At 56.6% G+C, this 13,723-nt stretch carries 10 protein-coding genes and 1 tRNA gene; 7 read left to right on the top strand and 4 right to left on the bottom strand.

All coding sequences use genetic code 11. The annotated features are described in order from the left end of the window. Positions 1 to 3: 3 nt before the first annotated feature. On the bottom strand, positions 4 to 2,973 hold the full coding sequence (locus tag EC9_RS19575) for a DUF1553 domain-containing protein (RefSeq protein ID WP_246105778.1): 2,970 nt from the start codon (positions 2,971 to 2,973) through the stop codon (positions 4 to 6). A gap of 236 nt (positions 2,974 to 3,209) precedes the next feature. Between EC9_RS19575 and EC9_RS19570 the strand changes: the two genes are divergently transcribed. Both EC9_RS19570 and EC9_RS19565 read left to right on the top strand, forming a co-directional pair. Beyond that, positions 3,210 to 3,749, top strand: a complete 540-nt coding sequence (locus EC9_RS19570) for a sigma-70 family RNA polymerase sigma factor (protein WP_145347829.1) — start codon at positions 3,210 to 3,212, stop codon at positions 3,747 to 3,749. A 30-nt stretch (positions 3,750 to 3,779) separates the two neighbouring features. Then, complete coding sequence (locus EC9_RS19565; RefSeq protein WP_145347828.1) at positions 3,780 to 5,417, top strand: LamG domain-containing protein; 1,638 nt, start codon at positions 3,780 to 3,782, stop codon at positions 5,415 to 5,417. 108 nt (positions 5,418 to 5,525) lie between these two features. On the opposite strand, the gene EC9_RS19560 is transcribed toward EC9_RS19565, so the two are convergent. After that, positions 5,526 to 7,112: an ammonia-forming cytochrome c nitrite reductase subunit c552 gene (locus EC9_RS19560; protein WP_145347827.1), complete on the bottom strand. Its 1,587-nt coding sequence runs from the start codon at positions 7,110 to 7,112 to the stop codon at positions 5,526 to 5,528. 117 nt (positions 7,113 to 7,229) lie between these two features. Continuing rightward, a complete protein-coding gene (nrfH, locus tag EC9_RS19555) occupies positions 7,230 to 7,682 on the bottom strand; it encodes a cytochrome c nitrite reductase small subunit (protein ID WP_145349250.1) in 453 nt (150 codons plus the stop codon). 450 nt (positions 7,683 to 8,132) lie between these two features. On the opposite strand from nrfH, the gene EC9_RS19550 reads away from it, so the two are divergent. Next, positions 8,133 to 8,618 carry an anthrone oxygenase family protein gene (locus EC9_RS19550; RefSeq protein ID WP_145347826.1) on the top strand — a complete coding sequence of 162 codons (486 nt, stop codon included), beginning with the start codon at positions 8,133 to 8,135 and terminating at the stop codon, positions 8,616 to 8,618. Positions 8,619 to 10,676: 2,058 nt separating this feature from the next. Here the strand turns inward: EC9_RS19550 and EC9_RS19545 are convergent. Next, positions 10,677 to 10,749: transfer RNA gene (locus EC9_RS19545), tRNA-Ala, on the bottom strand. Positions 10,750 to 11,087: 338 nt separating this feature from the next. Between EC9_RS19545 and gspG the strand changes: the two genes are divergently transcribed. From gspG to EC9_RS19525, 4 genes are read left to right on the top strand one after another with little or no spacing between them, the layout of a single operon-like run. Continuing rightward, complete coding sequence (gene gspG / locus EC9_RS19540; RefSeq protein ID WP_145347825.1) at positions 11,088 to 11,507, top strand: type II secretion system major pseudopilin GspG; 420 nt, start codon at positions 11,088 to 11,090, stop codon at positions 11,505 to 11,507. 17 nt (positions 11,508 to 11,524) lie between these two features. Next, positions 11,525 to 12,178 carry a prepilin-type N-terminal cleavage/methylation domain-containing protein gene (locus tag EC9_RS19535; protein ID WP_145347824.1) on the top strand — a complete coding sequence of 218 codons (654 nt, stop codon included), beginning with the start codon at positions 11,525 to 11,527 and terminating at the stop codon, positions 12,176 to 12,178. After that, positions 12,168 to 12,695 carry a type II secretion system protein gene (locus EC9_RS19530; protein ID WP_145347823.1) on the top strand — a complete coding sequence of 176 codons (528 nt, stop codon included), beginning with the start codon at positions 12,168 to 12,170 and terminating at the stop codon, positions 12,693 to 12,695. Before EC9_RS19535 ends, EC9_RS19530 begins: the two co-directional genes overlap by 11 nt. Further along, a complete protein-coding gene (locus EC9_RS19525) occupies positions 12,692 to 13,720 on the top strand; it encodes a hypothetical protein (protein WP_145347822.1) in 1,029 nt (342 codons plus the stop codon). The genes EC9_RS19530 and EC9_RS19525 overlap by 4 nt, the downstream gene beginning before the upstream one ends. The last annotated feature ends 3 nt before the right edge of the window (positions 13,721 to 13,723 follow it).

The following is a 13,723-nucleotide window of genomic DNA, read 5'->3' as shown; positions in this document are numbered from 1 at the left end:
ACTTCAGTCCACAAACACGAATTCACTTAGGTTAAACAAAAAACGACACAAGTTTTCCAAGCCGTATGCATTGGCGTAGGCAATCAGATCGTCTCGTTCCTCCGCAGTCGCAGGCCGCTGGACCAGCAACTGGATCGCCCGGTCGACCTGTTCTGGCAGCCCATCCCGTTCGTTTTGAAGCCGCCGCGCAAATGCTTCCGCCATCACGAGATTGAACTTATTGTTCATCAAGGACAACGCTTGCAACGAGGTCAGCGTTTCGTTCCGCCGTGGAGTGCTCTGCGATGAATCGGCGCAATCGAGTGTCGTCAGGAAGGGATTTGGCTGCGACCGAGCGATGAAACGGTAGATGCTGCGGCGATGCGATCGCTTGTCGGCCGGATCGAATTTATGATATTGAAAGTGAGGCGAATGAGCTGTCTTTTCCAATTCGAACAGATAGTACCCCGGACCGCCCATCGTCGGATCCAACGTGCCGCTTACCGACAGGATCGAATCCCGCACCTCTTCGGCCGACAGACGCCGCCGATTGGATCGCCACAGAAATTGGTTGCTGCCATCGATCGCAGCGTTCGCCGCGTTTTCGGCCGAGGACTGTATGTAGACGTTGCTGTTGACGATCATTCGGTGCAGCGACTTCATCGATTGCCCGCCGTCGCGAAATTCGACGGCCAACCAATCGAGCAGTTCGGGATGCGTCGGTTCGGCTCCCATCCGACCGAAGTCGTTGGGCGTGGCGACGATCCCTTGGCCGAAGTGGTACTGCCAGATGCGATTGACGATCGACCGCCAGACCAAAGGATGTTCGCGGTCGGTCAACCATTGGGCCAATTGAGCTCGTCGCTCCGATTCGTTTAAAGTCGCGTCGAACTGCCACTGCGCATCACCGCTCAACGGGATCACGCCTGGTATGGCGGGATCGCCCGGCAGCGAGACCTCCCCGCGATGCAACACAAAAACCTCTCGTGGCTTGCCGCCGGTCGGCTTGAAATTTCCTTGGCGGGTGAAGTTGGTCGCCGCTGCGTAAACGGTTTGCTGCGGTGGCAAGGCAGCGATCGCTGCCTCGGTCTCGGCGATCTTCCGTTTCGCTTCATCGCGACGCTGCGCCATATCGGGCGTGGTCACTGTCGCGAGGATCGCGTCTCGCTGATTGGTCGCTTCCGTGATCCGACGCTTCGTGTCGGGCTCTCCAACTTGGGGCCACTTATCATCGGTCAGATTTTGGCGACGCCAGCGAGGTGGCGCTTCGATGGAATCGAGTGAATGAACGGTCGCGCCGAGTGCCACATTTTGCTCGGCCGCGAAGACTTGCAATTCAGCCAACGCAAAGATGAAGTCGTCCTTGCGCTCCGCCAATCGCGTTGCGGTCACGCGAACACGGCGAACCAATTGATCGTCCAACAAAATTTCGACAGGCATCAAGCCTGGGTTGGCAAAGTCGTCTGCGGTTGCATCGCTAACCGTCGTCCAGTTCCCTCCGTCGCCGGCGACTTCGACTTTGAATCGCAGCGGGAATCCGAAGCCGGCGCCGATGTTGTTGTAGTTGTCTTTGCAGGCATGCAACACGATTCGCGATGCCGCTACTTCCCCCTTCAATTCGACCTCGACCCATTTATTGGAGTCCTGGGCTGCGACGATCGCACTGTGGTATCCATACTCGGGAAACTCGACAGCTTTTAAGCTTTTGTTCAGCTTGGCGAGCCGCGTCGTGAGGTCGGCCAGTTGCTTTCCGCCAGCGGTGGCGATTTGGTCGTCGATCGTTTTCAGGATCGCGTCCGATGCTTCCAACTGAGCATTTAATTGCTCGCGTTTTTCAGCAACCTGCGGATCGAGGTCGAACTTTCGATCGGCCCGATCGACCGCCGCGAAGATCGCTTGCAAGCCGTAGTACTGCTGTTGGGTGATCGGATCAAACTTGTGGTTGTGGCATCGCGCGCACTGTACCGTCACACTGCAGAATGTATTTAGTGCGCCTGAAACCATGTCGTCGCGATCGAGATTACGAGCGACTTTGCCATCCAGCTTCGCTTCAGAAACCTCGACGTGACCGATGAAGTCCCAGGGACCGGCGGCGATAAAACCTAAACCGAGTGTGCCGTCAGCCGTTCCGGGAAACAACACGTCTCCCGCGATCTGCTCCTGAACAAAGCGGGCGTACGGTTTGTCTTCATTGAACGATCGAATCACATAGTCGCGGTAGGGCCATGCGTTGGGACGCAATTTGTCTTTGTCGTAGCCGTTCGAATCGGCATACTTGGCGACGTCCAACCAGTGCCGCGCCCATCGCTCGCCGTAATGCTTCGATTCCAGCAAACGATCGACAAGTTTTTCGTAAGCCTTGGGATCGGGATCGGCGACAAAATCAGCGACCTCTGCTGGCGTTGGCGGCAGCCCGGTCAGATCGTAGGTGAGACGGCGGATCAGCGTCCGCCGGTCGGCTGGCGGCGAATAGGTCAGCCCTTTCTGGTTCAACTTTTCCAAAACAAATCGGTCGATGGGATCCTTCGCCCACGGATCGTTCAGCTCGGGAACCGGCGGTCGCGACAGCGGTTGGAACGACCACCAATCGAAATCATCGACCAACGCTTCCTCAACAACAAACCCTTCGGGCCACCGGGCTCCGGCGTCGATCCAGCTTGCGATCGTTGCGATCTCCGCGGCCGAAAGCGGATCGGCATCCTTGGGCATCGCAGCCTTGCCGTCGACCGGAGTGATCAATTCGATCAAATGGCTCGCCGCCGAATCGCCCGGTTCGATGTATCCGTCGGCAAAAAAGGCGGCGGAGTCTTCAATCGAAAAGCCACCTTCGGGCGAATCTCCAGCATGGCAGGAAAAGCAACGTTGCGCGAGCAGCGGCGCCACGTGCTTTTCAAACATTTCGTCGGCGGCGACAGTTTGAGCTCCGGCAAACGCTAGTCCCACCGCAGCCCATAAGATCAGCCGAGTCGTGTTTCGTCCTGATTCTGTCAACAACAATCGTGGGACCCTAATGCGAGGTAAAAGGAGGATTCTTCCGCTTTAAAGGGAGTGACCCAGCGGGGGCGAGATTGGTACCCAGAATAGAGAAAATTGTTTTTGGGAGGTATCAAATCTTGTCGCAGCGCGCCATTCTCTATTGGCTGGCAACGCGAAAGCTGGCTCGTGAGCGACCGATAATTGTGGTTGCACGCTTTTAAATTTCCCCTTTGGTCCAGTCGAGATTTCGCGGGATGGATACCGAACCATCGACCAAGCCCGACGATTACGAATTGTTTTTGCGGTTGTTTGCGCGAGACCAGCTACGGGTCCTCGCCTATATACGGTCGTTGATCTATCAACCATGCGCGGTCGACGATGTGTATCAGGAGACGTGTTTGGAGTTATGGCGCAGCTTTTCGACGTTCCGCCGCGATCAAGATTTTGCCGCATGGGCGTTGGGGGTGACTCGGCATCAAGTGCTCAAACATTGGCGAACCCGCGACCGCGACCGACATGTTTTTAGTGAAGCGTTGATCGACGAACTCTCTACGACGGCACTAAAGCTTGGCCCGGAGATCAACGTCCGCCAGGAAGCGATCGACCAATGCGTGCAGTTGCTGAGCGAACGGCAACGGGAATTGGTGCAACTGTTTTACGGCGAGAACCATTCGGCGGCGGCGATCGCCCAACGATGGCAGCGGTCGGTGCACGCGGTCTACAAATCGCTGAAGGTGATGCGTCGCTCGCTAGCCGATTGTGTCGAATCGAAACTGCAGAACGAACCAGTCTAAAATCGCTTGCTCCAGAGAAACTACAAGCCCATGCAACCTCATGACGAAGCACCCGATCGGCAAGCTCTTTTGGACCTGGCCGACTTGCAGATCCAAGGGACGGCGACTGCCGACCAGACGGCTCAATTGGAAGCGATGCTGATCCACGATCCCGAAGCCCAGCGGGAGTATCTGCGGTACGCGTTGGTTCACGGTCAGTTGGGGCTGACGGTCCCGGCGATGCCCAACATCTCGGGGTGTCTGCCATCGACAACGCAAAGTGGTGAAGCCGATTCCCCCAAGTTGAACGACGCGCGTCGATCGACTTGGCCCGCGTTGGTTGCCTTTGCGGTGGCGGCTTCGGTTCTGGGAATCGTTGTGGTGCGGTTGGCTCGCGAGCCGATCGAACCACGACAACCGATCGCGGCGACGGCGCCAAAGCTGGAGACACAGGCGATGGCTTTCAGCTACGACCACCGCAAACCACCGCTGGGAATGGTGGGCACGATTGGAAATCGACGGGACGCGACCGGGCCGCTGACATTGACCGTCGAACAAGGAGCGACCGATTTTCAAACCAAAAGTGGTGCGAGTTTACGTGTCCAGGGGCCGGCGTTGTTTGGGATCAACACGGAGGAGAGCGGCGTGCTGTACCGAGGTTCGGTGCATGCCAAGCTGAGCGACCCGGCGTCCCGATTTTCGGTGACGACAGCTAACTTGAGGATTCTCGATTTGGGAACCGAATTCGAAGTCGACGTGATCGATGACCAACACATCGCCGTCCGGGTGCTCGACGGCCAGGTCGATGTTCAGTCGCGAATTCGATTGCCGTTGTACTATTGGAACTTCGATTCTTCCGCGACGACGGACGGACTTGCAGCCGCGGGGGTTCCATTGACGTTTGGCAGTCGGGCGAAGCGGACCGGCGGGATTGTGGGCACTGGCGCGGTCCAATTCGACAATTCTCACGACGCCTTCATTGAGATCAACGAAGGTCTGGGAAGCACGGTTGGGACCGGAGCGATGGCGTGCAGTAGCGGGATTTCAATCGAAGCGATGTTTATCTCCGATTGGAGTGGGAACTTCAAAGACTACGATGAGATCTTTCGCAAAGAAGATGGCGATTATCGCTTCCTGTTGTCCTTTCAGAACGATGAGAATGTCGGCCAATATGCCGAGCCGTTGGTTGCCAACGGACCTTGCCTGTCGTTTGGATTGCACTTAGAGGAATTGGGCTACAGCGAACTCGATATGCCCTTGGATGGCCGAGAAGGTCGCCCCACGGTGGCCGAATTGACCGATGGGCGGCCACATCATGTCGTTGCCACGTACGACAGTTTTACTGGCAAGAAGAGTCTCTACATCGATGGTCGCCTGCGATTCGAGCACACGTTCTCTGTCGGAATCTTGGCGATCAGCGGCGGTTCAGTCAAAGCATGTATCGGCAATAACAAGTGGAATAATAATGAAGCTTTCAACGGAATCATCGATGAAGTGGCGTTGTACGATTTTGGCTTGACGGCAATCGAAATCGAAGCCCACTACCAAAACGCGGTTCGTGGCAAACCCTATTTCGATGGCGAATCTCAACCGCTGGCGGGCGAACGCTGGCACTCGATCGCCCCCGTCAACGCGGGCTCGCGGCAGGTGTTTAACCACCGAACCGGATTGCCCACGACAGAGCTCTAACCATACGCGTCGTTCTCTAGCGGGTCGACGCGTCCCGGGCTGCTGGGCTTGATCCGGTGCGATACGGAATCGCTTGCTCGCCATACGGGCTGCAACCACTGGCGTTTTCTATTGAGACGCTTTTTCTTCAGCCTCCGCCTTCGGCGAATTTGCCGCCGGATCGCCAGCCAATTGGTAGCATCCAGCAATCGCTTGGCGGCTGTAATCGATCGATTCGGCAAGGATCCGCGCCGACTCTTGGCTGGCGTGGAAACCCTTGCTGTTTTCACTGGCGATGAAGTCGAGTCGCCACATCGCTTTGCGTTGCAGGTCGCGGATCGGTTTCAGTTGTTCGTCGCTGGCTCCCGCCTCGCGGGCTGCGATGATCGCGTCGAACATCTCCGTCACCGCGGCGGCCGCTCGGTCGATCAGATCGCTCGTGCGATGTTGGATCAGGTCGACACGGTCTTTGATCTCCTGTTCGGAAACCTTGTGGCACGTCTGGCAGGCCTTGTTGATGTTCGCCATCGGGCTGCGAACCCAGTGGCTGCTGACCTTCGTCGCTCCTACTTTTTCGTAAGGCATGTGGCAATCGGCGCAGCTGACGCCGGCACGAGCGTGAATCCCTTGGCTCCACAATTCGAACTCCGGATGTTGGGCCTTGTAGACCTTGGTCCCCGTCTCTTTATGGACGTAGTCATAGAACGGCTCGCCTGCCTCATCCGCTTCCTCGCTCGGGAAGGTCGTGCTGTCCCATTCGGCTTCCAGGTCTTCGACTTTCAGCCCGTTGCTCCATGGGAAGGTCAACGTCATCTTGTTGGCACAGTAGTATTCGACGTGGCACTGGCCGCAGACAAACGAACGAAGTTCCTGCCGCGTCGCGTCGGTGTTCGGATCGTAAGTCCCTTTGGAGCCCGCTTTGCGCCACTTGGCGATGCTGGGCAGATGCGGCACCGGATCGTCGCTTTTGGCGAGTTTGTCGATGCCGATCAAGAAGCCGGGACGTGTGACGCGGAGCGCCATCGTTTTGGGATCGTGGCAGTCGATGCAGGATACGGGATGCGCGTTGCCGAGATGCGGATCGCCCGCGGCCGCTTCGACCACGCCGTCGGGAGTCTTTTCCAGTTCCGCGTGCACCTCTTCATACGTCCGCTGGCTGACCGCTTTAAAGCCGGCCATCACCGCCTCTTGGTTGAACGACTCGGCCAGCTTCGCCGCGGTGACTTCCTGCCCCAGTTGTTCCATGCCGATGCGGCGGTAGGTCGGGATGATCGATGCATGGCAGTGCAAACAGGCTCCCGCTTGCTGGACCTCGGTCACGCGCCGGGTCACCTCTTGGTCGGCCAGCATGTGCGCGTGCCCGCGAGCTTCGCGGTACTCGATGCTGAACGCGTACCCCGCGAACAATCGCTTCAGCCACGGATACTCTTCCAGTTTGCTGGGGGGGAGCGCGTGGTTGCCGCCGTAGTCGGTGTATTCGTCGTCGACTGTCTTCAGATAGTCTTCGTATTGCTGCGGGAAATTCAGTCCCCACGGTTTGGGATCGGTGCTGACCTCATCGACCTCCACGACGCGGACAAACGGCGTCCGCGCTTCCTGCTTGCGTTCGAAGATGTTCACCAGAATCGCGACGACACCAAAAGTGGTTGCGGCGACGGTGCCGGTTAGCAATGCCAACCAGCCAAGGCTGCGTGATCGGTTGTCTGAAGTTGTCATGAGTGGCGATCGGTTGAAGGCGAATCGAAGTGGAAGTTTGTGTGGCGAGTAAAGCCGACGTGTCGGATCGGGCGTCGCGGGATCGAGAGTCAATCGGCTCGGTGCCAGCCGATCGATCTAACGACCGGCATGGCCGACATCGGCGTGGCAATGGGCGCACGATAACATGTCGTGCCCGGCGGTCGCTGGCAGCAGAGGATGAACAAAATCCTTGTGACACGATATGCAAGTGCTCTGCGTGACGCGTTTGTTTCGCGGCTTGATCTGGATCGGATCTTTGTAGCCTCCCATCGTGAAGGCGAGCGAATGGAAGAAGCCATTGTCGGCTTTGGTGACCCATTTGCCAACGAAGTCGTGGGGCAAGTGACAGTCGTTGCAAACGGCGACGTGATGATGGCTGCTCTGTTGCCAGGAATCCATGTGGTCCTGCATCACGTGACAATTGATGCAGGTTTCCGGATTGTTGCTCAGATAGCTGGCCCCTTTGCCGTATCCAAACGTAAACGTCCCGACACCCGCTAGCAGACCCAGGCAGACAAAAAACGTCATCGCTACCTTGCCGAAACGCATCGGCCGCTTGGCTTCATCGGGCGGCTGGCCTTCGTCGAGCGGTGCGTCGGTTTGCGAACTATCCGCGGACATCGCGACTTCCTTCCGTCTTGGAGAGCACTTTGCGTTGGAGCCATCGGTTGCATCGCATGGGAGTTGTCCGTGGAAGTGTAGAGCGTCAGGTCTGGGATTGTAGATGAACTTGCCGCCGGACAGCAGAGGTTGATTCGATTCTCTCGGCGGCGCCGGTTGCAGCGTTCAAATCGAGTGGAGGCTTCAGTTCTCCGCCGAGATGAAGGACATGAACTGTCCGCAACACAATCATCCAAGGTTTCCTCAACGCGACGTGTCTCCGGTGATCGAGCGATTGCAAAACCGCATCACCGACCTGGAAACTAAACTATCCCCGTACGAGAGTCGCGACGGATAATCGCGATATTGTTTTTTGAGACTCGAACCCCAGGCTCCCGCATGTCGACATTTTCGTTTCTTGAACCGATCATGGTCATTGCCATCGCGGGCTGCGGCCTGATGTCGGGATTGTTTTTTGTCTTTTCGGTTTCAGTGATGCGTGCCTTGGCGTTGCTGTCTGCGGCAGAAGGGATCCGAGCCATGCAATCGATCAATCGAACGATCTTGAATTGGGTCTTCCTGAGCGCGTTCTTCGGGACTGCGCTTGTCTGTCTGGCCACGATCGCTATCTCTGCAATGCAGCGTCAGCCGGGATGGGCATGGGCGACCGCCGGATCCGCTTGCTATCTACTGGGCAGCTTCCTCGTCACGGCAGCCTGCAACGTCCCGTTAAACAACCAACTCGATCAGCTCTCCGCAACCGCCCCCGAGAGCGAACAACAATGGAAACGCTACCTTCATCGTTGGACGCGTTGGAACCATCTACGCACGCTAGCTTCAACCACCGCTGTCATTCTGCTGACGATCAGTTTGCTGTCGCGCTGAGCCTCAAATTCCCAGGCGGATCGTCTCGAGTAGGGGATGCGCTGGCGAAGAGGGCGCTTCGCTGATTTGCAATAATGGTAGGGTGACTCGCAAATCGTTGATTGTTGCTTTTGCGTTGCGACTGCAGGGGAGGGGGAGTGGAGGAATCGAAAGAACTCAGGCTGCGTGCGAAGGTTGGCACTTGTGGCTCTCGATTAGCGAAGATGAGTGCCGATCAGTGTTCCCTTTTTTCTAGAAACGCTGCGTGCCGTGCTGTCTGACGGAACGCTAATTTTCACTGATTTGCACTAATGGGATTGCAACTTAAAATTCGTTGATTGTTTTTCTGTTGTTGTGATTGAAGTGGAGGCGTGAGCGGAGGAACCAAAAGAACTCAGGCTGCGTACGAAGACTGGCATTTGTGGCTCTTGATTAGCGAAGATGAGTGCCGATCAATGTTCCCTTTTTCCTTGAAACGCTGCGTGCAGTGCTGGCGGAAGGGACGCTAATCTTCACTGATTTGCACTGATCGGAATGTAACTTGAAATTCGTTGATTGTTTTTCTGTTGTTGTGATTGAAGAGGAGGCGTGAGCGGAGGAACCAAAAGAACTCAGGCTGCGTACGAAGACTGGCATTTGTGGCTCTTGATTAGCGAAGATGAGTGCCGATCAGTGTTCCCTTTTTCCTTGAAACGCTGCGTGCAGTGCTGGCGGAAGGGACGCTAATCTTCACTGATTTGCACTGATCGGAATGTAACTTGAAATTCGTTGATTGTTTTTCTGTTGTTGTGATTGAAGAGGAGGCGTGAGCGGAGGAACCAAAAGAACTCAGGCTGCGTACGAAGACTGGCATTTGTGGCTCTTGATTAGCGAAGATGAGTGCCGATCAGTGTTCCCTTTTTCCTTGAAACGCTGCGTGCAGTGCTGGCGGAAGGGACGCTAATCTTCACTGATTTGCACTGATCGGAATGTAACTTGAAATTCGTTGATTGTTTTTCTGTTGTTGTGATTGAAGAGGAGTCGTGAGCGGAGGAATCGAAAGAACTCAGGCTGCGTGCGAATGTTGACACTTGTGGCTTTTGATTAGCGAAGATGAGTGCCGATCCGTGTTCCCTTTAACCTGGAAACGTTGTGTGCCGTGTTGGCTGACGGAACGCTAATCTTCGCTGATATGCACTAATGGGAATGTAGCTCGAAGTTCGTTGATCGTTTTGCTGTCTTTGTGAGTGAAGAGGAGGGTGAGTGGAGGAATCGAAAGAACTCAGGCTGCGTACGAAGACTGGCATTTTGTGCTCTTGATTAGCGAAGATAAGTGCCGGTCAGTGTTCCCTTTTTCTGGAGACGTTGCGTGCCGTGCTGTCTGACGGGACGCTAATCTTCGCTGATATGCACTAGTGGGAATGCAACTTTAACTTCGTTGATTGTTTGCTGGAGGTTGCTACTGCTCCGGAGTCGTGAGTGGTGGAATCGAAAGAACTCAGGCCGCGTACTAAGACTGGGAGTTGTGGCTCTCGATTAGTGAAGATGAGTGCCGGTCAGTGTTCCCTTTTTCCTGGAAACGCTGCGTGCCGTGCTGGCTGAAGGAACGCTAATCTTCGCTGATTTGCACTAATGGGGATGTAGCTCGAAGTTCGTTGATCGTTTTGCTGTCTTTGTGAGTGTAGAGGATGCGTGAGCGGAGGAACTAAAAGAACTCAGGCTGCGTACGAAGACTGGCAGTTGTGGCTTTTGATTAGCGAAGATGAGTGCCGATCAGTGTTCCCGTTTTTCTAGAAACGCTGAGTGCCGTGCTGTCGGAAGGGACGCTAATCTTCACTGATTTGCACTAATGGGAATCCAAATTGAAATTCGTTGCTTGTTTTGCTGGCGGTGCGATTGTTGGTCAGGCGGGGCCATCGGTCTGTCGGCACGCTGGCACGAGGGGATTGGCTGTGGGCAAAGATGCTTGAGCTGCGGTCGACGAAGTGCGGATTTGTGTTCCGGCTTGTTGAGGCTCTCGAGGGCGAGATGCGAGCTGGAGCGAGCGCACGAAAAAAGCCCGCTTTGACGCTTGGTCAAAACGGGCTTTTTGATTCCGAGTGGAGGATAACGGACTTGAACCGATGACCTCCTGCATGCCATGCAGGCGCTCTCCCAACTGAGCTAATCCCCCGGATTTGGGTTCGAGACCGATGGGCCTCGTTTGGTTGGCGAAAATTAACACGGAATCGATCGGGCGTCAAGCGTCACTGGGACTGCGATTTGCTGGGCAATCGCGAAAAATCCCGGTGAATGCTGGTTTTTCCAGATCTTCCGCAAGTTCCGTGCCTCGATTTCTAGGCGACTGTTTCTGACGGTTGCACCCCTCGGGAAATTCGCCGGAACTATGTTTGCCCGCCAGGGTTGAATACAATGTCAAAAATTGTGCAACGCGTCGGGCGATGCAACAAATCGCTTGAATGTGAATGAATCCACGCGATTCGATCCGTTTTGTCCAAGGGAGTATGAAGAATGCGTAAGCAGCGATCGCGCCGTCGCGCGGCGTTTACGTTGTTGGAAGTTCTGCTGGTTTTGATCATCCTGGTGATCATCGGTGGAATTGTGACCGTGAATTTCGTCGGCATCCAAAAGGGGGCCCAAGATGACACCGCTCGGACCCAGCTGAACAATATTAAGAGCGGCATCAAGTTGTATCAGTTGCAAGTCGGCACCCTGCCGAGCAGCTTGGAAGGCCTTCGTGAGAAGCCAAACGACATCGCCGACCCCACCCGCTGGAAGGGGCCGTACTTCGACGAAGAGATCCCTGCGGATCCTTGGGGCAACAACTACAAATACGCTCCCAGCGGCACCGGCTTCGAATTGCGAAGCGCAGGGGCCGATGGTCAGGAAGGATCCGAAGATGATGTCGTTGTGACCAGCGGTACCGTTTAGGTCTGACGGACAACATCATGCAGCCAACCTCGCTTCCAACCCTATCTCGTCGCTGCCCGCGGGCAGCTGGCCGAGGGTTCACGCTGTTGGAACTACTGTTGGTCTTGGTTTTGATCGCCGCGTTGTCGGCGATGGCCGTGCCGGCGATCAGCGTGCTGATGGCCGATGGGCGGATCAAACGGGCGGGCGATGAAATTCGCATCGTCTTGGCCCAATCGCGGCTCAAAGCGATGCGAACCGGACGGACGCATATGTTCCGCTGCGAGATCGGCACCAGCCGGTACAGTGTCCAGCCGTGGAACGATGCCAGCGACATGACCGAAGCTGCCGACATGTCGGGGCAGACCTTGCCGGGGACCGCGGGAACTCAAGCCGCTGTCGCCAGCTACACTCCGCCCGAACCAACGGCTGCGGATATCTTGGAACTGCCCGAGAACATCGTCTTTGCCGACGAACAAGTCGAATCGTCGCAGCGCAGCATGTTCATTCTGCAACAAGCCGCGATGGCTGCCGAAGCGGGATGGTCCCAACCGATTCTGCTGTACGCCGATGGGACGACCAGCACGGCCGTGCTGCGAGTGAAATCCGAAGATGGCAGCGTCGTCAAAGTCCAGTTGCGCGGACTCACAGGCGAAGCGATGGTTTCGGAGGTGACGAGCGATGAAAGCTAAAGCCGCCCGATCACGCAAAACTCAAATCGATCGATCCGCGACGCCCCGGAAACCGTTGCGCCGGGCGGGGTTCTCGTTGTTTGAGATCATCCTGGCGTTGGCGATTTTTGGCGTCGCGATGGCGATGTTGGGGAACATCGTTTCCAACGGAGCAAAAGCGGCGATCGAAGCTCGCGACCTGGCTCGCGCTCAGATCATGTGCGAATCGAAGATGGCCGAAGTCATGTTGAACACCGCCGGACCGCAACCGATCTCCAACGTGTCGTTGCAATCCAGCGACACGCTGCGGCAGTGGGAGTATTCGGTGCTGACCGAACCGGCGCCGATGTCGGGGATGGTTGCCGTTCAAGTCAACGTCCAGTCGGTGTCGCAGGATGCATCGGTGTTGCCGGTCGAGTTCACGTTAACGCGTTGGATCATCGATCCGGCGATGGATCTGCAAGGGCTAGAGGACGAAGCGGCGGCGTTGGCGGCGGAAGCAGATGCGATGGCGACAAGCGATGGAACTGGAGCATGATCCGCGGAAACTTCCACCACCGATCGACGACAACGGCTTGCCGCCGCCAAGCGACTCGCCGCGGCTTCACGCTGTTTGAAGTTGTCGTCGCGTTGGGCTTGAGCGTCGTGTTGATGGGGATGATCGGGTTTGCGATGCAGTTTTATGCGGCGCAGTTGAACGTCCGCGATTCCGAAGCCCGCCGAACTCAACTGGCTCGAGCGATCCTGCGAATGATCGCCGAAGATCTGCAGGCCTGTATCTATCCGCAAGAGTTTGATGCCGGGGCGCTCGCCGAAGTCCTGGCGTCGTCGGCGACGGGAGCTGCCGCGGGCGGTTCGAGTGGTTCGTCGTCGAGTTCCGAATCCGATGCGGTGACCGTGGAGGAGGGGGAAGAAATGGAAGCGACAGCGATCTCCGATTCGTTGGCTTCGACGGTTCGCCCCGGTCTGATCGGCAATCAGTATCAGATCCAGTTCGACGTCAGTCGGCTGCCGCGGATGGAAGAGTATCTGCCGATGCTGACCAATCCGACCGACGTCGGAATTCAGGACATGCCCAGCGACGTGAAGACGGTCGCCTATTTTGTCCAGCAAGCGAATCTGTCGGGCGTTGGCGACAGCATCGGACAATTGAGCAGCGGCGGAGCGACGAACCTAGAATCGAGCAGCGGTCTGGTGCGACGAGCGCTCTCCCGCGAACTGACAACTTACGCGTCCGAATCGGGCGATGTGATGCGGTTGAATCAGACCGGCGACGTGTTGGCGCCCGAGGTGCTGCAGATCGAGTTCGCCTATTTTGATGGCACGCAGTGGATCTACGAATGGAACTCCGACGAATCGCAAGGACTGCCGATCGCCGTTCAGATTCGGCTGACTCTCGGCAAGCCGCCCGGTTCGGCCGAGGATCCGATGAATGCAGGACTCGCGACCGCCGGCGATGCGACGACCGGGGACGTCTATGATTTGATGGTCCGATTGCCGATGGCACAGCTGGTGTCCGAAGAGGAAGCGACCGCGACCGACCTTTCCGCAGCGGGGCTCTAAACG

This window comes from Rosistilla ulvae, from assembly GCF_007741475.1.
Classification (GTDB): Bacteria; Planctomycetota; Planctomycetia; order Pirellulales; family Pirellulaceae; genus Rosistilla; species Rosistilla ulvae.
Note: the sequence above shows the minus strand (reverse complement) of the source record. Positions and strands in the feature narration are given on the sequence as shown.